21 protein-coding genes and 1 pseudogene are annotated in these 20,946 nt (G+C 66.5%); 4 read left to right on the top strand and 18 right to left on the bottom strand.

The window, feature by feature from the left end; all coding sequences use genetic code 11:
- Positions 1 to 66: 66 nt before the first annotated feature.
- The 3 genes from L8K25_RS13765 to L8K25_RS13755 are packed head-to-tail and all read right to left on the bottom strand — an operon-like array spanning position 67 to position 2,596.
- On the bottom strand, positions 67 to 840 hold the full coding sequence (locus L8K25_RS13765; RefSeq protein WP_242139556.1) for an ABC transporter ATP-binding protein: 774 nt from the start codon (positions 838 to 840) through the stop codon (positions 67 to 69).
- Positions 831 to 1,793, bottom strand: a complete 963-nt coding sequence (locus L8K25_RS13760; protein WP_242139555.1) for an iron ABC transporter permease — start codon at positions 1,791 to 1,793, stop codon at positions 831 to 833. Before L8K25_RS13760 ends, L8K25_RS13765 begins: the two co-directional genes overlap by 10 nt.
- Entirely contained in the window at positions 1,790 to 2,596 is an 807-nt protein-coding gene (locus tag L8K25_RS13755; protein ID WP_242139554.1) for an ABC transporter substrate-binding protein, read from the bottom strand. The genes L8K25_RS13760 and L8K25_RS13755 overlap by 4 nt, the downstream gene beginning before the upstream one ends.
- A gap of 873 nt (positions 2,597 to 3,469) precedes the next feature.
- Here L8K25_RS13755 and L8K25_RS13750 point away from each other — a divergent pair.
- The 3 genes from L8K25_RS13750 to L8K25_RS22710 all read left to right on the top strand — a co-directional run bounded on the left by L8K25_RS13750 (position 3,470) and on the right by L8K25_RS22710 (position 5,746).
- The gene (locus L8K25_RS13750; protein ID WP_242139553.1) at positions 3,470 to 3,928 is read left to right on the top strand and encodes a hypothetical protein; all 459 of its coding nucleotides are present in this window, start codon (positions 3,470 to 3,472) and stop codon (positions 3,926 to 3,928) included.
- A gap of 100 nt (positions 3,929 to 4,028) precedes the next feature.
- Positions 4,029 to 5,519: a DEAD/DEAH box helicase gene (locus L8K25_RS13745; RefSeq protein ID WP_242139552.1), complete on the top strand. Its 1,491-nt coding sequence runs from the start codon at positions 4,029 to 4,031 to the stop codon at positions 5,517 to 5,519.
- Entirely contained in the window at positions 5,471 to 5,746 is a 276-nt protein-coding gene (locus L8K25_RS22710) for a DUF1289 domain-containing protein (protein ID WP_347341155.1), read from the top strand. The genes L8K25_RS13745 and L8K25_RS22710 overlap by 49 nt, the downstream gene beginning before the upstream one ends.
- 92 nt (positions 5,747 to 5,838) lie before the next feature.
- On the opposite strand, the pseudogene L8K25_RS13735 reads toward L8K25_RS22710, so the two are convergent.
- The 10 genes and pseudogenes from L8K25_RS13735 to L8K25_RS13690 form a co-directional block, all read right to left on the bottom strand.
- Positions 5,839 to 6,480 (bottom strand): annotated as a pseudogene (locus L8K25_RS13735) (glutathione S-transferase family protein).
- Between the two features lie 65 nt (positions 6,481 to 6,545).
- Positions 6,546 to 7,418 (bottom strand): dienelactone hydrolase family protein, encoded by an 873-nt coding sequence (locus tag L8K25_RS13730; protein WP_242139551.1) that lies wholly within the window; start codon positions 7,416 to 7,418, stop codon positions 6,546 to 6,548.
- Positions 7,419 to 7,540: 122 nt separating this feature from the next.
- Positions 7,541 to 8,635 carry an MBL fold metallo-hydrolase gene (locus tag L8K25_RS13725; RefSeq protein WP_242139550.1) on the bottom strand — a complete coding sequence of 365 codons (1,095 nt, stop codon included), beginning with the start codon at positions 8,633 to 8,635 and terminating at the stop codon, positions 7,541 to 7,543.
- 32 nt (positions 8,636 to 8,667) lie between these two features.
- The gene (locus L8K25_RS13720; RefSeq protein ID WP_242139549.1) at positions 8,668 to 9,327 is read right to left on the bottom strand and encodes an HAD hydrolase-like protein; all 660 of its coding nucleotides are present in this window, start codon (positions 9,325 to 9,327) and stop codon (positions 8,668 to 8,670) included.
- A gap of 138 nt (positions 9,328 to 9,465) precedes the next feature.
- A complete protein-coding gene (locus tag L8K25_RS13715) occupies positions 9,466 to 9,966 on the bottom strand; it encodes an EF-hand domain-containing protein (RefSeq protein WP_242139548.1) in 501 nt (166 codons plus the stop codon).
- 2 nt (positions 9,967 to 9,968) lie between these two features.
- Positions 9,969 to 11,003 carry a tRNA preQ1(34) S-adenosylmethionine ribosyltransferase-isomerase QueA gene (gene queA / locus L8K25_RS13710; RefSeq protein WP_242139547.1) on the bottom strand — a complete coding sequence of 345 codons (1,035 nt, stop codon included), beginning with the start codon at positions 11,001 to 11,003 and terminating at the stop codon, positions 9,969 to 9,971.
- A 34-nt stretch (positions 11,004 to 11,037) separates the two neighbouring features.
- Positions 11,038 to 11,796 carry a peptidylprolyl isomerase gene (locus tag L8K25_RS13705; RefSeq protein ID WP_242139617.1) on the bottom strand — a complete coding sequence of 253 codons (759 nt, stop codon included), beginning with the start codon at positions 11,794 to 11,796 and terminating at the stop codon, positions 11,038 to 11,040.
- Positions 11,797 to 11,927: 131 nt separating this feature from the next.
- Complete coding sequence (gene coaD, locus L8K25_RS13700; protein WP_242139546.1) at positions 11,928 to 12,452, bottom strand: pantetheine-phosphate adenylyltransferase; 525 nt, start codon at positions 12,450 to 12,452, stop codon at positions 11,928 to 11,930.
- Complete coding sequence (locus L8K25_RS13695) at positions 12,449 to 13,348, bottom strand: polyprenyl synthetase family protein (protein ID WP_242139545.1); 900 nt, start codon at positions 13,346 to 13,348, stop codon at positions 12,449 to 12,451. Before L8K25_RS13695 ends, coaD begins: the two co-directional genes overlap by 4 nt.
- A 4-nt stretch (positions 13,349 to 13,352) precedes the next feature.
- Positions 13,353 to 13,592 carry an exodeoxyribonuclease VII small subunit gene (locus tag L8K25_RS13690; RefSeq protein WP_242139544.1) on the bottom strand — a complete coding sequence of 80 codons (240 nt, stop codon included), beginning with the start codon at positions 13,590 to 13,592 and terminating at the stop codon, positions 13,353 to 13,355.
- Positions 13,593 to 13,700: 108 nt separating this feature from the next.
- Here L8K25_RS13690 and L8K25_RS13685 point away from each other — a divergent pair, with 108 nt between their 5' ends.
- Entirely contained in the window at positions 13,701 to 15,047 is a 1,347-nt protein-coding gene (locus L8K25_RS13685; RefSeq protein WP_242139543.1) for an NAD-dependent succinate-semialdehyde dehydrogenase, read from the top strand.
- A 164-nt stretch (positions 15,048 to 15,211) separates the two neighbouring features.
- Here the strand turns inward: L8K25_RS13685 and leuB are convergent, their stop codons facing one another.
- The 5 genes from leuB to L8K25_RS13660 all read right to left on the bottom strand — a co-directional run bounded on the left by leuB (position 15,212) and on the right by L8K25_RS13660 (position 20,806).
- Complete coding sequence (gene leuB, locus L8K25_RS13680; protein WP_242139542.1) at positions 15,212 to 16,264, bottom strand: 3-isopropylmalate dehydrogenase; 1,053 nt, start codon at positions 16,262 to 16,264, stop codon at positions 15,212 to 15,214.
- Between the two features lie 52 nt (positions 16,265 to 16,316).
- Positions 16,317 to 16,943 carry a recombination protein O N-terminal domain-containing protein gene (locus L8K25_RS13675; RefSeq protein WP_242139541.1) on the bottom strand — a complete coding sequence of 209 codons (627 nt, stop codon included), beginning with the start codon at positions 16,941 to 16,943 and terminating at the stop codon, positions 16,317 to 16,319.
- 226 nt (positions 16,944 to 17,169) lie between these two features.
- A complete protein-coding gene (locus tag L8K25_RS13670) occupies positions 17,170 to 18,114 on the bottom strand; it encodes a polysaccharide deacetylase (RefSeq protein ID WP_242139616.1) in 945 nt (314 codons plus the stop codon).
- Between the two features lie 83 nt (positions 18,115 to 18,197).
- Positions 18,198 to 19,601, bottom strand: coding sequence for a nitronate monooxygenase (locus L8K25_RS13665; RefSeq protein WP_242139540.1), 1,404 nt, complete (start codon positions 19,599 to 19,601; stop codon positions 18,198 to 18,200).
- A 68-nt stretch (positions 19,602 to 19,669) separates the two neighbouring features.
- Entirely contained in the window at positions 19,670 to 20,806 is a 1,137-nt protein-coding gene (locus L8K25_RS13660; RefSeq protein WP_242139539.1) for a glycosyltransferase family 4 protein, read from the bottom strand.
- Positions 20,807 to 20,946 lie beyond the last annotated feature (140 nt).

The raw sequence follows: 20,946 nt of genomic DNA, 5'->3' as shown, positions 1-20,946 counted from the left end.
AACGCCATATTGGCCGTGTCTGCGACGATAAGCGGTTTCCACGCCGCGGCAAGCGCTGCCCGGGGTTCAGCCGCGGCCGGTCGCGATGCAGACGGGGCGCCCGTGCGCATCCAGCGCAACGGAGACCGCGATGTCGAACACGGCGCTCAAGCGGGCGGCCGTCATCGTTTCCAGCACCGGTCCATGCGCAACGACACGCCCATCGCGCAGCAACAGCACGTCGTCAGCGACACGCCCGGCGTGAAGCAGATCGTGCAGGACGATCACCACGCCCCGACCAGCCGTCGCCACGGCACGCAACCGATCGAGCATGTCGAACTGATGCGACGGATCGAGCGCAGCCAACGGCTCGTCGGCGAGCAACCAGTCCGGGGTTCCCGCCAGGGTTCGCGCCAGCAGCACCCGCGCACGCTCCCCGCCCGAGAGCGTGGCAATCCCGCGCTCGGCCAGCGCCGTCGTCCCGGTCGCGCGCATCGCTTCCGCGATGGCGGCACGATCGGCGGCCGCTTCCGCGGCGAACGGGCTGCGATACGACAAGCGCCCGAGCGCGACGACGTCGCGTACCGGCACGTCCCAATACGCCCTGCCATCCTGCGGCAGGTACCCGATCGATCGCGCGCGCTCGCGCGGTGCAAGCGTGGCGACATCGCGTCCGCCAAGCTGCACGCTGCCGCTGACTGGCGTGATCAGGGCGGCCATCGTCTTTACGAGGCTGCTTTTCCCGGCGCCGTTCGGGCCGAGGATCGCGGTGATCCGGCCCGGTCGGAACATCGCGTCGACCCCGCGCAACACCGTCCGTCCACCTAGCCGGACATCGAGGCCAGCAACGATCAACTCCATGGGACGCGCCCCCGGAGCAACAGCCAGAGGAAGAACGGCGCGCCGATCATCGCCATCGCAACCCCCATCCGAACTTCGCCCACGCCGGGCGCGAGCCGACACAGGCTGTCCGCGACCAGGACCAGGGCCGCGCCGCCCAAAGCGCTCGGCAGCAGCAGCCGCGACGGCCGTGCGCCGAACCACGGCCGCAGCACATGCGGCACGATCAGCCCGACGAACCCCACCACGCCCGACACCGCGACACAGGCACCCACGCCCAGCCCGGTTCCCAGGACGACCAGCGTCTGCACCCGACCGAGGCGTATGCCGAGCGACCGCGCGGTTTCCTCCCCCAGACCGAGCGCATCGAGCGATCGACCGGTCATCGCCAGCAACACACCGCCGACGATCAGAAAGGGAGACGCGTTCCGGACATCGTCCATCCCACGGTCCGTCAGCGCCCCCATCAGCCAGTCGAGCACCTCGGCGACGGCATAGGGGTTCGGTGCGATCGAAATGAGAAACGCGGTCAGCGCACCCGACAGACTGGCCAGCACGGTGCCGGCAAGGATGAACTGCACGCTGCTTGCCCGCCGCCACGTCAGCGCCGCGAGCAACGCCATCGCCCCCGCCGCCGCCGCCATCGCGCAGGCAAACAGCGCGACGGGGCTGGCTGCGGTGCCCAGGACGATCGCCGCGACCGCCCCCAGCGCCGCACTGGACGACACGCCGATCACCGCGGGATCGGCGAGCGGGTTGCGCAGATACCCCTGCAGCACCGCCCCGGACAGACCGAGCATCGCACCGATCCCGAGGCCGAGCAGCGCGCGTGGTAAGCGCAGCTCCAGCAGGATCGCTCCGTCGCGCCCAGCCCCCATCCAGACGTTCGGTGCGATCCACAACTTGCCCGCCATAAGAGACAGGGCGAAGCCGGCAACGACCAGCAAAACGAGAACCAAATGTTGGCGGATCATCCAAAGGTCCTCCGGATCGCCACAAGCCGGGTGATCACGGGAACGATCGACGGTCCCCCGCAATTGAGAAGGGCTCGCGGGATCGTTGCCAACCGGGTCGCCGCGCCCATACGCGCGAGCACTTTTCCGCGCACCATCGCGCCGCGCGTCGGCCCGGGTTCGAGTAGCAGCGCAGGCGGCGCGGCGACGATCGTCTCCATGGTGACGGACGCGCTGTAGGTGAGCCCGTAGTGCTGCGCGGCATTGGCAAAGCCCGCCCGTCGCATCAACTCATCAAGGAGATTGCCCGGACCATTGGCCAGCGACCCGCCCAGAAACAACAGCGCATCGATCGCAGGCGTCCGCCGCGGCACCGCTGCGAGCACTGCATCGATCCGCGCAACCATTGCCCTGCCCCGCTGCGGCTCACCGACCGCTTCCGCCAGGGTCCTGATCTGCGCCTCGCTGGCTGCCACGCTTCGGGGGGAGTCGAGGGTCAAGACGGGCAGTCCTGCACGACGGTATGCGGCCTGTGTCGCAATCGGGGTAAAGCTGGACGTGACGACCAGCGCCGGGTGCAGCGCGATCACCTCCTCGGCGGTTCCGGCAGTCGTGGAGAACCGGCGCGCAACGTCCAGCGGCAGCGAACTCGCCGTCGGATCCTGCGAATAGCGACTGATCGCCCTTATCCGTTCCGGCGCGAGATCGACGAGCATCGCATCCGCGCACGGGTTGGTCGAAACGATCCCGCCGCGTCGAATCGGCCCGCGCTGCGGTTCCGCGCAGCCGGACACGAGCGCCAGAAGCAGGAGCGGCCACCGCATCAATCGTGCCTTATCCGCATGGAGTCTGAGCCGCCCGCCATCGATGCCGTGATTGGCCAAGATCTGGTACGGCGCAACCGGACGCTTGTCGACGCGACGGCGCGTTGTCGATCGACAGCGGGGCGGGACCTTTCTTGCGGTCGTCGCGACCCGCGCGTCGGGTCGCTCCTGACCATGATTCGATCGCTGCGGCTCAAAGTGTCCCGGAATCGGACGATGGTCCGCCCCGTAGCAGGGGGACGGGCTCCGTCGAGACCAACCAATATGAAAAAATATTCAGCTTTCGCGCCGCATCTGCGAACGTGATTGTCGGTTGCAAGACAACACCTGCATGTCACCTTTGGGCCTCGTCCGCTGCAAGTGCCTTTCGCTCGGGCGACTTCGAGAACAGGCTTCTCGGACCGATCCGCACGATGTGTTCATCCTTTCCTGCAAACCTTCCCGGCTCCATCGCCTCGCTTGGGGCCCACCGTAAATGGTGCGATGCAGCGTATGCTTGCGATCGTCGTGGGAGCGATACCGTGAACAAAGACTTCCACTGCTCGTTAACCACTGTAATCATGGAGCAGAGACTCCACGAAAATCATGGAGCAGAGACTCCACGAAAGAAGGGCTCGTACGGGAGCATTGAGGATGCGCACTGATTGGACACACGCACGGCGCCTGACGCCCTTGACGCACGGCCGGACACTTTCCGCCGGAACCGGGATGTTGATCGCGAGCTTGATTTCGCTGCTGATGTGGGCAGTAATCGTGGGCGTAGCGATCGTCCTTTGATCGCCGCGCTTCGCGCCGTTTCAGAGGTTCTGCCGCCATTGCAAATCTTTCAGTTCAGCAACGGTTCAATCCGGTAGGGTAACGCCGCCGTTACCCATGACCAACGTCGTCCTTCCTCTCGCCTTGATGCTTGCGCTTGCGCCGACCGCGTCCGTGGTGGAGGGTCCGATCGAACGCGTCGAACTTGCACAGGTGACGATCCACCAGCGGATCATCATCCGGATCCCGCGCGTTCTTGGCGGCCACCCGGTGCAGCAATCGATGCCCACCCGAGCGATCCGCTGGGCCGAAAAGCGGGGCCCGAAGTGCATCGCCGCCGAATTGCTCGAGGGCGCGGTCATCACCGGGGCCGACAGCGTGGACCTCATCATCGCCGATGGCACCCGACTGCGCGCCGAGCTGGAGGACCGCTGTCCTGCGCTCGATTTCTATTCCGGCCTGTATCTCAAGCAAACCAGCGATGGGCTGATCTGTGCCGATCGCGACTCCATCCGGTCGAGATCGGGCAGCGTTTGCAAGATCGACGGGTTCAAGCGTCTCGAAGCAAAGCGATAACGCTGAATATCGCCCTTTACCTTGACAATTGGCGCCCAATCCGCAAGCGCTCTACGTCGTTTACGGGCGCTTTCGCCCGGACGATCATTCCGGACACCGCATGACCTTTGCCGATCTCGGCCTTTCCGACGAACTCCAGCGCGCCGTCAACGAGTCCGGCTATACCGAGCCGACTCCGATCCAGGCGAGCGCGATCCCGTCGATCCTGATGGGCAAGGACCTCGTTGCCGTTGCACAGACGGGCACCGGCAAGACTGCCGCCTTCGTCCTGCCGATGATCGACATTCTTGGCGAGGGGCGCAGCCGCGCCCGCATGCCACGCACGCTGATCCTCGAGCCGACCCGGGAGCTCGCCGCACAGGTTGCCGAGAATTTCGAGAAATACGGCAAATATCACAAGCTCTCGATGGCACTGCTGATCGGCGGCGTGTCGATGGGGGACCAGACCGCCGCGCTCGAAAAGGGCGTCGACGTGCTGATCGCGACGCCGGGTCGTTTGATGGACCTGTTCGGGCGCGGCAAGATCCTGCTGACGGGGTGTTCGATGCTGGTCATCGACGAGGCCGACCGGATGCTCGACATGGGGTTCATCCCCGACATCGAGGAAATCTGCACCAAACTGCCCAAGACGCGCCAGACCTTGTTGTTCTCGGCCACGATGCCGCCGCCGATCAAGAAGCTCGCGGACAAGTTTCTCGCCAATCCCAAGACGATCGAAGTTGCCCGCCCCGCGACCGCCAACGTCAACATCAAGCAGTGGCTGGTCAACGTTACCGCCGCGAAGAAGCGCGACACGCTGATGAAGCTGCTGCGCTCGGAAGATGTCAAGACCGGGATCATCTTCTCGAACCGCAAGACGACCGTCCGCGAACTCAACAAGGCGCTCCAGCGCGCCGGGTTTGCATCGAGCGAGATTCACGGCGACATGGAACAATCGCAACGCATCGCGGAACTGGACCGGTTCAAGAAGGGCGAGGTCAATATCCTCGTCGCGTCCGACGTCGCCGCACGCGGGATCGACATCAAGGGCGTCAGCCACGTCTTCAATTTCGATGCGCCATGGCATCCGGACGATTACGTCCATCGCATCGGGCGCACCGGGCGTGCGGGTGCGACGGGCATTGCGTTCACGTTCGCAACGCCGGACGACGCCGAGAACATCCAGAACATCGAAAAGCTGACCGGCCTTAAGATCGAGCGCTATGCGACCTCCGAGGCCGCGCCGGTCGTGGAAGAGCCGGCTGCGCTGGAAGAAGCGCCAGCCGCTCCGAAGAAGCGTCGCAGCCGCAGCAAGGCGAAGAGCGATCCTGCGGTCGCGAACCTCGGTAGCGAAGCCGACGTAGCGGCTCTAGTCACCGAGCCGTCGCTCCCGGAAGATCCCGTGGTGGAAGCCGTTGCAGCCCCGTCCCCCGTACGATCGCGCCGTGAACAGCCCACCCGCGACCGTACGCCGCGTCGCGACCGGCCAGAGCGCGCCGAGCCCGTCGCGCCGCCACAGGACCGCGTGCCGGCGGCGGATGAGCGATCGTTCGCCGACAGTGACTGGAACGGTCCGGTTCCCAACTTCCTGTTGGCCCGGCTGACCTACTGAGCGGGTCGCCCATCGCACCGCTCGGCGAACCGGCAGTCGCCACGCCGGTCGAGAGTCCTTGTGTTTCGACCTGCCGGATCGATCCGGCAGCCGCGATATGTACCGGATGTGGTCGTACCCTCGAAGAAATCGCCTGCTGGTCGACCGGTACGTCGCACTGGCGCGCCGAGGTAATGACTGCGCTTGCCGGCCGCCTTGCCGACCTGAAACCGCGCGCTGGTCGCTGAAGTCGGTGCCGTCGCCGGCCCCGCGGACCTGGCCGAAGGATCCGTCGCACGGCGACGTGCCCCGCACCGCACCGACCGTGCTTCCCCTTCCGCTACCCAACCGCCGCAGGCGCAGCGGGCGCGGCCGCGGCAGCGATCAGCGCATCGTCGATCTGCGCCGCGCGCCTGTACCCGGGGCGGTCGGTTACACGCTCGACGTATGCCGTGAACACGGGATTGGCTGAAATCAGACCGAATTGCAGCCCCCAGATCAGTTGAGATCCGGCATAGACGTCGGCCGCGCTGAAACGGTCGCCCGCGAAATACGGGTTGATCGTGATCGCCTTGGCCAGCGTATCCATCGCCAGGTCGAACGTACCATAGCCGGCCATCCGCTGTTGCTGTTCGTTGGGAATGGTCCCGAGCGACTTGTTGGTGACCGCATGCTCGATCGGGCCGGCCGCAAAGAACATCCAGCGGTAGTAATCCGCCCGTTCCGTCAGAGCCGGCGCTAGGCTGGCCTCGGGAAACGCATCCGCGAGATACGCGCAGATTGCTGCACACTCGGTCACCACATGACCGTCATGGACGATCGCGGGCACCTATCCCATCGGGTTGATCGCGCGATACGGCGCGTCCTTCATGCTCGACGCATAATCGAGCACGACCGTTTCGTACGGAACGCCGACTTCTTCGAGCATCCATCGCACGATCCGGCCACGTGATGCCGGGTTGGTATAGAGCGTCAGCGCCATTGTTTCTCTCCCGAATCGCCCAGGAACAGGAGTAGAACACGAGCTCTAGGTCGGGTCAATCGCGTTTACAGCGTTCGCCCGAACAACCCCAGCATCCGACCCCATGCCCGGTCGGCCTGCGCGGCGTTGTAGACCCGGCTGTCAGGCGGACACCAACCGTGCTTGGTGCCGGTATAGACCTCGATCTCGGCAGGTAGTTTCGCCGTCGCAAAGGCCGCGCGCAACGTATCCTTGTCGGTCGGCGCGCGCTGATCGTCATTCTCCGCGATCGCGATCAGATAGGCCGCCTTCATCTGCGGGATCAGCTTGTCAGGCGCGTCCGCCTCGGTCCCGACCAGGCCGCCACCGTGGAAGGTCGCGGCGGCCCTGATCCGCTGGGGTACGGCCGCCGCGGTGCGCATCACCATCGGACCGCCCATGCAATAGCCGGTCGAGGCCATCCCGCGCTTGCGGTCGACCTGCGGTTGCGCATCGAGGAAGCTGGTAAAGGCGATCGCATCGCGGACCGTACCCGCCGAACTCAGCGCCTTGGTGAAAGGCATGATCTTGGCGCGGACTTCGGGCTGGTCATAGGACTCACCCGGCGCGAGGAACGGCGCCTTGGTCGAGCGGTAGAATTGATTGACGACGAGCACCGCGTAACCCGATTGCGCGAGCCGATCCGCCATCTGCCGGAAGGCGGGACGCAAGCCCATGATATCGGGCCAGATCAGCACGGCGGGATGCTTTCCCGCGGCAGGCGCGACGAAATATGCATCGGCGGTGCCGTCGGGTGTCGTGACCGCGACGTCGCGGCCATTGATCGGCGCGGCGTTGGCGGGCCCCGGCAACAGCATCGCAAGCCCCGCTGCGCCCGTCATCGTACCGAACTGGCGGCGCGAGATCGCGCTGCCGCCCAGGAATGCGTCGTTATCGGCTGTGGTATGCTCGTCGCACATAGGCCTCTCCTGCTGATTCGCCTGCCGGCTTTGGATCAGGCTAGGCCGAAAAGGGGGTGAACGGAATGGCTTCGGCACGCCGCCCCCCCGGTCGCGCTACCGGGACACCGCGCGCTTTGGTGTCATGCGGCGTGAAACCACCACACGCCTTCGACCATCTCCCGTTTCGCCCGTCGCTCGACCTCGAGCCGCCGGAGATGCGCCAGTGCCTCGCCGGTCGCCATGCCGAGCATGTCGGGACCGATCGCCCGGCGAAACAGGCGCCCGAAACAGTCGATCGCGCGGCGCGGCTCGTCGAGAAACGCATGGAGTTCGTCCAGCCGTTCGCGATGTTCGCGGTCCATCGCCTCCAGCCGGCGGTGCAATCCGGTAAACGGATCGCCATGCCCGGGCAGCACGAGCAGATCGTCGGGAAGCTGCCGAAGGCGCGCAATCGACGCGAACCATTCCCCTAGCGGATCCGCCTCCGGTTCGGTCACGCCGAGCGATACGTTCGGGCTGATTCGCGGCAATACCTGGTCTCCCGCGATCAGAACCCTGCCGACCGGATCGTACAGGCACGCGTGTTCCGGGCTGTGACCGGACCCGACGACGACGTGCCACGCGACATCGCCGATCGTCAGCGTGTCGCCCTGCGCGATGCGCCGGTAACCGAGCGGCAATGGCGTGACGATCTTTCGGAAACCGGCCCAGCCGCGCGCTTCGGCATGCGCAATCTGCGCCATGTCCCACCCCGCACCACGCCAGAAGGCGAGCATTTCCTCAGGCACGGCATCGCGCGCATCCGCAATCAGCATCCGCGCGGTCAGCCATTCGCCGCGGGTCATCACCAGCGGCGCGTCGTGGCGATCACACATCCATCCCGCCAGCCCGATATGGTCGGGGTGGAAATGCGTCCCGATCATCTGCGTCACGCGGACGCCGGACAGCGGGTCCCGCCACAGCGTCTTCCATGCATCCCGCGCCTCGGTGGTATTCATCCCGGTGTCGACCAACGCGACGCCCTCGCCGCGATCGTCAACGTCGTCGAGCAGCCAGCAATTGACATGCCGCAACGGTCCGGGAATGTGCAGCCGCACCCAGCGAATGCCCGGCGCGACCGGCAGCGCTGCCCCCGATTCCGGCTCCCGCCCGCCAAAGGGATAGACCAACCCCTTGTGCGTCGTCGGTTGGAGATCCTGCACCAGCAGGGCTGCGGCATCGGGAGCATCGGACATCGGTTGCAATTAGCAACGCGGTAGACGGCAAGTCACGCGATATATGGGATCGACGGGTCGGCAAGCACCCGCTGCACGATCTGCTCTGGCGTCGCGAACACCAGGTCGGGGCGCATCTCCACCAGCGCGTCCGGGTGCGCATAGCCCCACAACACCGCGCCCGACGCAATCCCCACCTTGTGCGCGGCCTGGATGTCGCGCGTCTCGTCGCCGATCGATAGCACGTCGGAGACCATCACGCGGCTCTGTCGGATCACGCGCCGATAGCATCGCGCCTTGCCGAACAACGACGCGCCACATTCGAGCCGCTCGAACAGCGCCGCATGCGGGCCGAGGATCGCACGCGCATTCTGCTCCGCGTTGGAGGTCACCAACGCCAGCCGCACGCCGCCCTCGCGAAGCGCGTGCAAGACGCGCGGAATGCCCTCGAACAAGGCGATCCGGTCAGTCTGCTGCGCCAGCAAGCCGTGCAGATAGCGCCCCATCGCGGGGAGCTTCCAGCGCGGAATGCCGAGATGGCGGATCACGTCCCGGGTGCTCTTGCCGCGCAGTGCCTCGACCTCATCGCGGGAAACGCGGCGAAACTTGAAGCGATCGGCGAGGTGGTCGACGGTCGACAGGAACCAGTCGCCGCTGTCGGCCAGGGTGCCGTCGAAATCGAAGATGACCAACCGATAGCGCGGATCCCCCATGAGTCCGCGCTCCTATGATAGCGTGCGAGGTTGGCGAACGATCCCCGCCCGCTGGTTTCCGGCACGGTCGGAAAACCGGCGCGGATCCGGCCGCTTCGGCTTTGCACGGATCGCGCGGAGGTGGGCCATCCGCAATCGCTACGGCTTGCGCTTGCGCTTGCCCGTGTCCACGGGCCGCAACCCGCTACGGATCGTCAGCAATTCCGCGCGCGTCACCATGCCATCGCGGTCGAGGTCGAACCGCTCGAACAGGCGCCCGAATTCGCCCTGCAGTTCAGCCACCGTGATGCGATTGTCCTGGTTGGCGTCGACGCCGAACGGGCTCGGCAAGGCGTTGCGGTCCCCCAGCCACAGCAGCGCCCAATCGGCATAGCCGATATACCCGATCGTCCCGCTGTTCGCCGTATCGATCCGTGCGAAGCTGCGCGCAACGCAAGCATCGAGTTCCGCGCGGCTGGTACGCGCATCGCCATTCTGGTCGCAGGCGGCGATGAACACGGCGGCTGGCTCGGCGACGATCGTCGCGGTCGGCTGGGCGGGCGCAACCGGCGCTGCGGCGACCGGCGGCATGGTCTGCGCGGTTGCGCTCCCCGCGGCCATGACGCTCAACCCTAGTATCGCGACAACGACCAGACGCATCCTCAGCCCTTCGACGGCAACAGCAGACTGGCATCGCCATAGCTGTAGAATCGGTATCCGTCGCGTATCGCGTGGTCGTAGGCGTTCTGCATCCGCTCGATCCCCATCAGCGCGCTGACGAGCATGAACAAGGTGGACCGCGGCAGGTGAAAATTGGTCATCAGCCCGTCGATCCCGCGAAGGCGATATCCCGGCGTGATGAAGATCGCGGTATCGCCCTCGAACGGCTTGATCACACCCGCCGCATCCGCCGCACTTTCGATCAGTCGCAGGCTGGTCGTGCCGACCGCAATCACCCGCCCACTGCGTGCGCGCACGGTGTTGAGCCGGTCGGCCGTCGCCGCGTCGATCCGCCCCCATTCGGCATGCATGCGATGCTTCGTGGTGTCATCTGCCTTGACCGGCAGGAACGTTCCTGCCCCGACATGCAGCGTCAGCGTCGCATGCTCGACCCCGGCGGCCGCGAGGTTGGCAAGCAGACCGGGCGTGAAGTGCAACGCCGCGGTCGGCGCGGCCACCGCGCCCTTCTCGGCTGCAAACATCGTCTGGTAATCGTCCGCGTCCTGCGCGTCGGCGGGACGGCGCGCGGCGATATAGGGCGGCAACGGCATCCGGCCCGCGCGCTCGAGCAGCACCTCGACTGGCTCGTCCCCCTCGAAGTCGAGCGCGAAACTGCCATCGTCCCCGCGGTCGCGCGCACGCGCAATGACGCCCGCCCCGAAATCGATCGCATCGTCCTGCTTCAACCGGCGGGCATTGCGGATGAAGGCGCGCCAGCGCCGTGGCCCCTCGCGCTTGTGAAGCGTCGCGCCGATCTTCGAATCGCCGCGCCGCCCCTCCAGTTGGGCCGGGATCACCCGCGTATCGTTGAACACGAGCAGATCGCCCGCCCGCAGTTCAGCGGGAAGGTCGGCAACCGAACGATCCCGTGTCGCCGCGCCGTCCAGCACAAGCATCCGCGCCGAATCCCTGGGCACGGCGGGGCGCAACGCGATCCGCTCGGGCGGCAGCGCGAAATCGAACAGGTCGACTTTCATGACGCTCCTTTAGCGCGCCGCACCGGCTGGCGGATTACGCCGCCTTCTTGCGCGGCGTGGCGACTGGCTTGGCCCGGGGCGCAAGCTTGAACGCGGGAGCGGCGGTCGGCAATGCCGCGGGTGCCGCGGGCATGGGCGGTGCAGGGACGTAAGCCGGGGGATTATCCGTGCCGAGATAGGCGTGAAGGATCCGCGACGGCGCCGTCGGCGGCTCACCGCGCGCAACCGCATCGACATATTCCATGCCCGAGATCACGCGACCGAACACCGTATATTTCTTGTCGAGCTTCATCGTCGGGTTGAACACGATGAAAAACTGGCTGTTGGCGCTGTTCTCGGCCTTGGCGACGTCCTCGACCGAGGCGCCCTCCGGCGCTCCCTCCCGGGCCGCCGACACCGCGCCGCGGACGTGCGGCAGCCAGTTGAACTCGGCGGGGACGTTCGGGAGGGTCGAACCGCCGGTGCCGTCGCCCTTCGGGTCGCCGGTCTGCGCCATGAACCCTTCGATCACGCGGTGGAACAGCAGGCCATCGTAGAAATGCTGACTGGTCAGCAACTTCACCCGCTCGACCATCTTGGGCGCTGCATCCGGCCGCAGCCAGATGACGACACGACCGCCGGTCGACAGGTCCAGATACCACAGGTTCGCGGGGTCGGTCACGGACGGGACGGGCGGGCGACCGGTGGTCACCACCTTGGCGTCCTTGACCTGCACCTTCTCCTTCTTGGCGGCGAAAGCGGGGCCGGAAACCAGCGCGAGGATGAAGGCAAGAAGGGTGGCAACGAAACGCATCATGTCCCCGCGAAAAATCTCGGTGAAAGGTCGCTTAGACCAAGTCGTCGCTTGCGCCAACGTGAACGTCACCGCAGCCGTATGACGGCAGATGCCGCGCGAAAGCGACCATAATAGGGCCACGGGTATTTTCAGGGGCGAAGGCGGTGCGCCTCGCCCTTCCGCCCGATGCGATCGACGCGATCCGCGACCTCGGCCGCGACCGCCGGCGTGACGAACCGGTCGATCGGTCCGCCGTACAGCGCGATCTCCTTGACCAGCCGGCTGGCGATCGGCTGGAGCGACACGTCCGCCATCAGGAACACCGTCTCGACCCGCGGATTGATCTGCTGGTTCATGCCGGCCATCTGATACTCATATTCGAAATCGGCGACCGCGCGCAGTCCGCGAACGATGACCCTCGCCCCCTCGCGCTCGGCGAAGTCCATCAGCAGCGAATCGAAGCTGACGACGTGGATCTCGCCCTCGACCCCCTCGACCTCGCGCTGGACCATCGCCATCCGCTCGTCGATCGTGAACATCGGCGACTTGGACGGGTTGGTGGTCACGCCGATCACCAGCCGGTCGACCAGCTTCGCGCCGCGGCGGATGATGTCCATGTGCCCGAGCGTCACCGGATCGAAGGTGCCGGGGTAGACCCCGGTGCGGATCGTCACCGATCGCGCTCGAGCGTGAAGCGGGCGATTTCGCGGAGCAGATCGGCCTCGGGGCCGAACGCGTGGAGATGCGCGATCGCCTGGTCTACCAGCATCCGCGCCTGTTCGCGCGCGCGCGGCAGGCCGAGCAGTGAGAGGAAGGTTTCCTTGCCGGCCCCGGCGTCCTTGTGGAGCTTCTTCCCGACCGCGGCCTCGTCGCCCTCGACGTCGAGGATGTCGTCGGCGATCTGGAACGCGAGCCCCAGGTCGCGCGCATACCCGCGCAGGCCCGTGCGCCCCTCGGGCGGCAGCTTGCCGAGGATCGCGCCGGCCTCCACCGAACAGGCGATCAACGCTCCGGTCTTCATCGCCTGCAACCGCGTGACGGTCGGCAGATCGAAGGTGGTCTTCTCCGCTTCGAGGTCCATCGCCTGCCCGCCAGCCATGCCCGCCGGCCCCGCCGCCCGCGCCAGATCGAGCACGAGTTCGCTGCGCACGAACGGATCGGCATGGGTTGCGGGATCGGCAAGGATCTCGAACGCCAGCGCATGCAGGCAATCGCCCGCGAGGATCGCGGTGGCTTCGTCGAACGCCTTGTGGACGGTTGGCTTGCCGCGCCGCATGTCGTCATTGTCCATCGCGGGCAGATCGTCGTGGATCAGCGAATAGACGTGGACGCATTCGATCGCCGCGCCGGCACGTCCGACGCAATCCCGATCGACCGCGAACAACCGCCCGGTCGCCATTACCAGCAACGGGCGCAGGCGCTTGCCTCCGCCGATCGCGGCATGGCGCATCGCGCGGTATAGCGGCGCGCGGGCGTCGTCGGGAATGGCGATCAGCGAATCGAGCCGCTGGTCGATGTCGGTGCCAACCTCGGACAGGGCCTCGGCGAGCAACAGGGGCGCTATGGTCACGGGGTCAACCTGCCGCAAAGGGCTGCGTGCCGATGGCCCGCCCCTCGCTATCGGTACGGATCGCTTCGATCCGCGCCTGTGCCGCGTTGAGACGGTCATCGCAACGCCGGCGCAGCTTGTCGCCACGTTCGTAGAGCGCGATCGCCTGGTCCAGCGGCGCATCGCCGCTTTCGAGCCTCGACACGATCCCCTCCAGTTCCTTCAACGCCGCTTCGAACGTCAGCTCTTCGATCGGTATATCCATGAGCAACCTATGCGGCAGGCATGCGACGGGGGTCAAGGATACGTCGCCAAGACTTTGCGTTTGATGGTCGCAATCCCATCTCTGGGCTTCCCCGCAGGAGCGATTTCCATGTTTACCAGTATCAACCCCGCCACCGGAGCCCCCGGTGAGAGCTATCCCGAGCTGACCGGGGACGAGATCGAGACCAGGGTCGCGCGCGCCGAAGCGACGTTCCGCGAGTGGCGGCTGACCGATGTCGCGACGCGCGCCGCGCTGCTCGAGAAGATCGCCGAGCAGTTCGATGCCAATGCGCACCGGCTCGCCGAGATCGCGACGCGCGAAATGGGCAAGACGCTCGCCTCCGCGCTGTCCGAGGTCGAGAAATGCGCCGCTGCGTTCCGCCACTATGCGCAGGAGGGCCCCGCGATGCTCGAACCCCGCGCGTTCCCGAATGCGACCGCGACGTGGCATCCGACGGGGCCGGTGCTCGCGGTGATGCCGTGGAACTTCCCCTACTGGCAGGTCGTCCGCTTCATGGCGCCGACGATCCTTGCGGGGAATGTCGGGTTGCTCAAGCATGCGTCGAACGTCCAGGGCTGCGGCGCTGCGCTCGAGGAGATGGTGATCGCGGCGGGCGGCCCGGCGGGGTTGTTCCAGAACCTCGCGATCAAGTCGGACAAGGTCGCCGCGCTGATCGCGGACGACCGGATCGTCGCGGTGACGCTCACCGGGAGCGAAGGCGCTGGCATGAAGGTTGCTGAGGCGGCGGGGCGCGCGCTCAAGAAGGTCGTGCTCGAACTCGGCGGATCCGATCCGTTCATCGTGATGCCGTCCGCCGACCTGGACGAGGCGGTCAAGCAAGCGGTGACCGCGCGGGTGCAGAACACCGGCCAGTCGTGCATCTGCGCCAAGCGGATGATCGTCCATGCCGATATCTACGACACGTTCCTCGAGAAGTTCTCGGCGGGGATGCAGGCGGTGGTCGCGGGCGACCCGCTCGATGCCGACAGCACGATGGGGCCGCTGTCGAGCGAGGAGCAGCGCCAGACCGTGCTTGGCCAGCTCAAGCTGTTCGAACAGGCGGGCGCGAAGCTGTTGTTCGGCGGCGAGGCGCTTCCCGGGAAGGGGGCGTATATGTCGGCGGGGATTCTGGTCGACGTGCCGCTCGATCATGCGGTCGCGCATGAGGAACTGTTCGGGCCGATTGCGATGCTGTTCAAGGCCGAGGATATCGATTCGGCGATCGCGCTGGCCAATGCGGTGCCGTTCGGGCTCGGCTCGTCGGTGTGGACCAACGACGCGGACGAACGCGCGCGGTTCGAGCGCGATCTCGAGGTTGGCATGATCGCGGTGAATGCGATGCTCGCGTCGTCGCCGGAAGCGCCGTTCGGCGGGGTGAAGCGGTCGGGCCACGGGCGGGAGCTTGGGCCGTACGGGTTGCATGAGTTCATGAACCTCAAGACCGTGATCGGGTGATTTCTAAAGCCCCTCCCCCTCAGGGGAGGAGTGAGGCACTTCTTCTTAGCCCCTCCCCTTCAGGGGAGGGGTTGGGGTGGGGAAGTGCCTCGCAGAGAGACCTGTTCTGCTGAACTGCCCCACCCCCAACCCCTCCCCTGAAGGGGAGGGGCTTCAGAAAGCGGTCACTTCAGCGCCGCCAGTACCGCATCGCCCATCTGTGCGGTCGTCAGCGCCCCGCCCAGATCCACCGTCCGCGCGCCATCCGCGATCGCCGCGCGCACCGCATGCTCGATCCGCTCCGCAGAAGCGTCATCCGACAGTGAATGCCGCAGCAACAGCGCCGCCGACAGGATTGCCGCGCACGGGTTCGCCTTGCCCTGCCCCGCGATGTCCGGCGCCGACCCGTGGATCGGCTCGTACAGCCCGCACGTTCCCTGCCAGTCGTTGAGCGACGCCGACGGGAGCATCCCGATCGACCCGACGCACATGCTCGCCTGGTCGGACAGGATGTCGCCGAACAGGTTGCTCGTCACGATCACGTCGAACGCCCCCGGGTTGCGGACCAGCTGCATCGCGGCATTGTCGACATACATGTGGGTCAGCTTGACCTCGGCATAGTCGCGCGCGATCTCGTTGACGATCTCGCGCCACAGCTGCGACGTCTCGAGGACGTTGGCCTTGTCGACCGAGGTCAGCATCCGGCCCCGCCGCGCCGCCATCTCGAACCCGACGCGTACGATCCGCGCGATCTCGACCTCGTCGTAGCGCATCATGTCCTGCGCTTCGCGAAGGCCAGTGTGCGTGAAGCCACGACTCTTTTCACCAAAATAGACGTCGCCGGTCAGCTCGCGGACGATCACCATGTCGATCGCGCGCGCGATTTCTGGGCGCAGCGCGGACGACTCCTCGAGCCCCGGCAGCATCGTCGCGGGCCGGATGTTGGCGAACAGGCCGAGTTCCTTGCGCAGCCCGAGGATCGCCTGCTCGGGCCGCACCGACCGCTCGAGCCCGTCCATGTCGGGATCGCCGACCGCGCCGAACAGGATCGCGTCCGCGCGGTGCGCGAGCTCGAGCGTCTCGGGCGGGAGCGGGTGGCTGGTCTTGCGATACGCCGCACCGCCGACGAGGCCGTCCTCGAACGTGAGGTCGAGCCCGAGCGCCTCGAGCACGCGGCGCGCTTCGTGCGTGACTTCGGGGCCGATGCCGTCTCCGGCGAGGATTGCGATCAGTGCCATTTTCCGTCCCGATCCGTGTTTCGAAGGCGCGGCCATGCCGACCCTTGGCGGATCACGCAACCGCCCTTTTGAGCCGATCGACCAGCCGCGCGCGGGCTTCCAGCGTCACGGCGCGCCGGTCCGCCAGGATTTGCGCGCCCAGCGCCTCCCCCAGGATGCGCAACGCGGCGAGGATTTCGGGCCATTCGTTGGCATCGGGATCGGTCAACGCGGGGGGCAGCACGTCGTCGTCGAGACCATAGCCGAGCTCGGCGAGCAGCAACTGCTCGTAGCGCGCGAGCGTCAGCGCCCATCCGCGCGCGGCGGGGGCGAGCGCGATCGCCTCGATCACCGCGTCGAGCGCGAGATAGATCCGCGGATAGGGCAAAGCCTCGGGCAACGCCGCCGCCGTCAGCGCGGTGACCCATTCGAGCGCGAGCGCTGGCAGCGGCTCGGCGTAAAGCGGCGCGCGGCTGATGACGAGTTCGACCGTCAGGCTCGCGAGCTGGTCGTCAGTCCGCGCGCGCCATTCGCCCATAACGCGGTTGGCGGGTTGCAGAATCGGCCGGATCCGGCTCGACCGCCCGCCGCGGACATAGCCCGCCTGCAGCCCGTCGTCAGGGGTAAGCGCGCGGACGATCGCGCCATGCTCGCCGTGGTGACGGACGCCGAGGATCAGGGCTTGGGTGCGCAGGTGCATCGCGGGTGTGTAGCGCGTGGTCCGGGTCGAGGGAACGAGGGGGATTGCGTGGGGCGGGGATACGCTGCGCCCGGTCCCCCCTCCCACCACTTCCCCGGCGAAGGCCGGGGCCCAGTAGCGATACAGTGGAATGCGACCGCTGCGCTAAGTTGGCATGACCTCCGCTACTGGGCCCCGGCCTTCGCCGGGGAAGCGCGAAAAAGAAAAGGAAGCTACCCGGCGCCCCTCACCCCACGCGCTCCGCCACCAGGTTCGACCACAGTTGCTCCGCCTGCCGCCACCGCGTGCGCAGCGGGTCGGGCGACAGCGGCGTATCCGCGTGGCCCGTGCGCAATGCCGGTAAGTCCGCGAAATGCACCGTCGGCATCGCGTCCGCCCGCTCCGCGAGCGCCGCGCACACCCCTTCGAATCGCCGCACATGTACGGCATTAAGCCGTGTGCCCGACCGATTGGCGAGTTCGAACCCATGCGTCACGATCGTCACCGCCGCATGGTCGCGCGCAAGCGCGTGATCGAGCGCCGCGCGCATCTCGCCGAGCGACAGCGCGCAAATTTGGAAATTCCGCATTTGCCCCGGGCGTTCCTCGATCAGCGTGACCGGCACCTCGATGACGCCCAACCGCTCCACTGGCGCGATCTGCCGGATCGACAGGTCGATCTGGCTTGGCCAGGGGTGTTCGCTGCCGTTGTGGCTGCTGTCATACGCAATCCCGTGCCGTGCCAACGCGCGCAGCGTATCGTCGTTTGCGGCATAGGAGCCTGCCCGAAACGCCACCGGCCGTGGGGCACCCGCCGCCATCAACAGGTCGAGCGCGCCCCCAATCAGCGCGGTCTGGTCGTCCCGCGTATATTCGACCATCTGGAAGCGGCTATAGGTCGCACCGCCATCGCCGACCGCCGCGCCCGACCAATTGGGATGGAGATGGAGCTGGACCTCCTGGCCCCCCGCGAGGATCGTCTCGACGACGCGGCGGACATGCCCGAGCCCGAACACCAGCGCCGGCATCGGATCGACGAAGAAGCACGCCTTCAGCCCGTAGCGCGACAGGGTTTCGAGCATGTGCGAAACCCCGACGCCCGCTGGCTCGAACGACCGCGCGAAAAGGGCGTCGACCGGCAGGCGTGCGGCGTGGTGGCGCCACATCAGCTCGGTATCGACGGTCAGAAACACGGGTACGCTCACCCCCCGGGCCGTAGCGCGCAGGGGGTAAAGATTTACCGAATCAGCCTGTTACGAAAGATCGCAGCCAGTGATCAGTCGCCGGTCAGAATGCGATCGACCAGCTGCTTGACCGTCGGCACGAACCCGTTGGAATAGAACGGATCGCGCTTGAACTGATAGGCGCCATGCCCGGCGAACATCAGGTTCTGCTCGACGTCGCCGCCGTGCGCGATGTTCTGCAGCGTCTTCTGGATGCAGAAGCTGCGCGGATCGGCGAGACGACCGGTCGAATTGGTTTCGGTATCCGACCAGGACGAGAAGGAGCACTGGCTGAGGCAGCCCATGCAATCCGCCTGGTCCTTGCGGATCACGCCCTTGTCCTCGGGCGTGACGAACACGAGCGTATTGTCCGGCGTCTTGAGGGCATCGGTGAAGCCCGCCCCGAACCACTCGCGCGCGCGCAGCAGGTCGTTGCGCGTGACCCAGAAGTTCTTGCCCTTCACGCCGACGTCGAGCTGGAACGTATGGTCGCCCGCACTTTGCGTCGAAAAGGCGATCTGCCGTTCCGAGCGCGACTGCAGATGGCGGAGGAACGGGTTGAGCACCGCGCTCGAATAGAAGCCGGTCGGCGAGAAGCGATGCAGCAGCACCTCGCCTTCCTGAATGTTGGTCAGCCGTGCCTTCCAGTCCTCCGGAATCGGGCTTTCCTGCGTCAGCAGCGGACGCGTACCGAACTGGAATGCGATCGAACCGAGTTCGGGATTGTCGATCCAGTCGGACCAGTCGCGCAGATACCAGACACCCCCCGCCATCACGATCGGGACGTCATCCGAGATCCCGCCCTCGCGCATCGTGTCGCGCAGCGCCTTCACGCGGGGGTAAGGGTCCTGCGGCTGCAACGGATCCTCGGCGTTCGACAAGCCATTGTGCCCGCCCGCGAGCCACGGATCCTCATAGACCACCGCCGACAGATATTCGGCTGCCTTGGAGTAGGCACGCTTCCACAAGGCGCGAAAGGCGCGGCCCGAGCTCACGATCGGGAGATAGCTGACCTCATAGGACGAGGCGATCTCGCTCAGCTTGTACGGCATGCCAGCGCCGCAGGTGACGCCCGAGACAAGCCCGCGGGTCCGCTCGAGCACGCCGTGCAGGATCCGCTGGGCGCCGCCCATCTCCCACAGCACGTTGATGTTGATGGCACCCTTGCCGCCGGCGATGTCGAACGCCTTGCGAACTTGCTGGACCGCGCCCTCGATGGCGTAGTCGATCAGTTCCTCGTGCCGCTCGCGCCGGGTCAGCGCCTTGTAGATCTGCGGGATGATCTTGCCGTCGGGATCATAACTGTCGGCATTCACGGCCGAGACGGTGCCGATCCCGCCGGCCGCCGCCCAGGCGCCAGCGCTCGCGTGATTGGTCGCGGCGACGCCCTTGCCGCCCTCGACGAGCGGCCAGACCTCGCGGCCTCCATAAACGATGGGCTTCAAACCTTTGAACAAGTGAACGGCTCCCGGACTAACATACGTTTCGATATACGCTCTGGATGCCCTGCGCGGCAAATCGCGAATTAAGCCAACGCGCCGGGACGGCCCAGCACGCTGGAATAGAGCGCGCCATAGCGCGCAATCATGCTCGCTTCATCATATTCCGCGGCCGCCTTCGCGCGGTTCTTCTCGCCCAGCCAACCGCGTTGCTCGGGTGTTGCGGTCACCAGCGTCTGCAGGGAGTCGCGCAGCGCGACCTCATGATCGCGCCGTTCGATGAAACTGTGGTTGTCGGGCGAGACCATCTTCAGGATGTCGCCGACCGGCGTCGCGACGATCGGCAGCCCCGCCGCCATCCCCTCGATCACCGAGATCGGGAACTGCTCGCTCCTGGAGGACAGCGCCAGGATGTCGAACAGCCCGATGTAACGGTGCGGCTCGGGCAGGAAGCCCGGCAGCACAAGCTGGCTCTCCATCCCCATCCGCTCGGCGGTGTCGAGGATTGCCTGACGCTCGGGCCCTTCGCCGACGATCACCAGCCGCACACGGCCTGACAGGCCCCCGACCGCGCGGACCAGCATCGGCAGGTTCTTGACCTCGCGCAGGCCAGCAAGCGTGCCGATCACGACCTCCCCCGGCTTGCGCTTGAAGCCGGGGATCGCCTTGGGGTCGGGCTTGCGCGCGTAAAGCGCGGTGTCGATCCCGTTGGCGATGCGATGGACGCGACCGCGCGGCTGCTTCCAGACCTTCAGCGCGATCTGCTCGAGCGTCTCGGACGGAACCACCAGCGCCTCGGCCTTGGTCAGCGCGAAACGGCGATAAAGGTTGCGTTGCGGCTTGAGCCCGTCGGCCTCGTCGGCGTTAAAGCCGTCCTCGTGATGCACGACCGGAGGCATTCCCTTGGACGCCACGCGCTTCGCCATCACCCCATCGATCGCGCCCCAATTGTAGGTGAGCACGAGATCGAACCGGCTCATGTACGCCGCGATCGCCTCATAGCGCTGGACCGAGGGGCCGCCGGTCAGCGGCGGCGGGTTCTGCGCGATCTCGTAATCGATGCCGGGCGCGATCGCCGTTTGCGCGCCATAGTGGCCGTCCATGCTCGACACGATCGTATGCCGCGCGTTCGCGCCGAACGCGTTCATCAGACGGACCGCGCGCGCCTCTTTCCCGCCGAGCGAGAAGGTCGAGTGGAGGTGGAGGATGTTGACGGGGCGCATTTCCCGGAGTGCTTACCGACTCCGTCGCGCAAAACCAGCCCCATCCTCGCCTCGCCACGCCACCGTTGCCCCGGCGAAGGTGAGACCTCTACAAATTCATGCGTTACTGATTTGGAGCTGTTTTCCTGCGAAAGCAGGAA

Origin of the sequence: Sphingomonas sp. TREG-RG-20F-R18-01 (assembly GCF_022662475.1) — a bacterium.
Lineage (GTDB): Bacteria > Pseudomonadota > Alphaproteobacteria > Sphingomonadales > Sphingomonadaceae > Sphingomonas.
Note: the sequence above shows the minus strand (reverse complement) of the source record. Positions and strands in the feature narration are given on the sequence as shown.

What these genes read in the sequence shown, in the direction of transcription:
- L8K25_RS13765 (WP_242139556.1), bottom strand. Translation starts at nt 840, where the DNA reads ATGGAGTTGATCGTTGCTGGCCTCGATGTCCGGCTAGGTGGACGGACG.
- L8K25_RS13760 (WP_242139555.1), bottom strand. Translation starts at nt 1,793, where the DNA reads ATGATCCGCCAACATTTGGTTCTCGTTTTGCTGGTCGTTGCCGGCTTC.
- L8K25_RS13755 (WP_242139554.1), bottom strand. Translation starts at nt 2,596, where the DNA reads ATGCGGTGGCCGCTCCTGCTTCTGGCGCTCGTGTCCGGCTGCGCGGAA.
- L8K25_RS13750 (WP_242139553.1), top strand. Translation starts at nt 3,470, where the DNA reads ATGACCAACGTCGTCCTTCCTCTCGCCTTGATGCTTGCGCTTGCGCCG.
- L8K25_RS13745 (WP_242139552.1), top strand. Translation starts at nt 4,029, where the DNA reads ATGACCTTTGCCGATCTCGGCCTTTCCGACGAACTCCAGCGCGCCGTC.
- L8K25_RS13730 (WP_242139551.1), bottom strand. Translation starts at nt 7,418, where the DNA reads ATGTGCGACGAGCATACCACAGCCGATAACGACGCATTCCTGGGCGGC.
- L8K25_RS13725 (WP_242139550.1), bottom strand. Translation starts at nt 8,635, where the DNA reads ATGTCCGATGCTCCCGATGCCGCAGCCCTGCTGGTGCAGGATCTCCAA.
- L8K25_RS13720 (WP_242139549.1), bottom strand. Translation starts at nt 9,327, where the DNA reads ATGGGGGATCCGCGCTATCGGTTGGTCATCTTCGATTTCGACGGCACC.
- L8K25_RS13715 (WP_242139548.1), bottom strand. Translation starts at nt 9,966, where the DNA reads ATGCGTCTGGTCGTTGTCGCGATACTAGGGTTGAGCGTCATGGCCGCG.
- queA (WP_242139547.1), bottom strand. Translation starts at nt 11,003, where the DNA reads ATGAAAGTCGACCTGTTCGATTTCGCGCTGCCGCCCGAGCGGATCGCG.
- L8K25_RS13705 (WP_242139617.1), bottom strand. Translation starts at nt 11,796, where the DNA reads ATGCGTTTCGTTGCCACCCTTCTTGCCTTCATCCTCGCGCTGGTTTCC.
- L8K25_RS13690 (WP_242139544.1), bottom strand. Translation starts at nt 13,592, where the DNA reads ATGGATATACCGATCGAAGAGCTGACGTTCGAAGCGGCGTTGAAGGAA.
- L8K25_RS13685 (WP_242139543.1), top strand. Translation starts at nt 13,701, where the DNA reads ATGTTTACCAGTATCAACCCCGCCACCGGAGCCCCCGGTGAGAGCTAT.
- leuB (WP_242139542.1), bottom strand. Translation starts at nt 16,264, where the DNA reads ATGGCACTGATCGCAATCCTCGCCGGAGACGGCATCGGCCCCGAAGTC.
- L8K25_RS13675 (WP_242139541.1), bottom strand. Translation starts at nt 16,943, where the DNA reads ATGCACCTGCGCACCCAAGCCCTGATCCTCGGCGTCCGTCACCACGGC.
- L8K25_RS13660 (WP_242139539.1), bottom strand. Translation starts at nt 20,806, where the DNA reads ATGCGCCCCGTCAACATCCTCCACCTCCACTCGACCTTCTCGCTCGGC.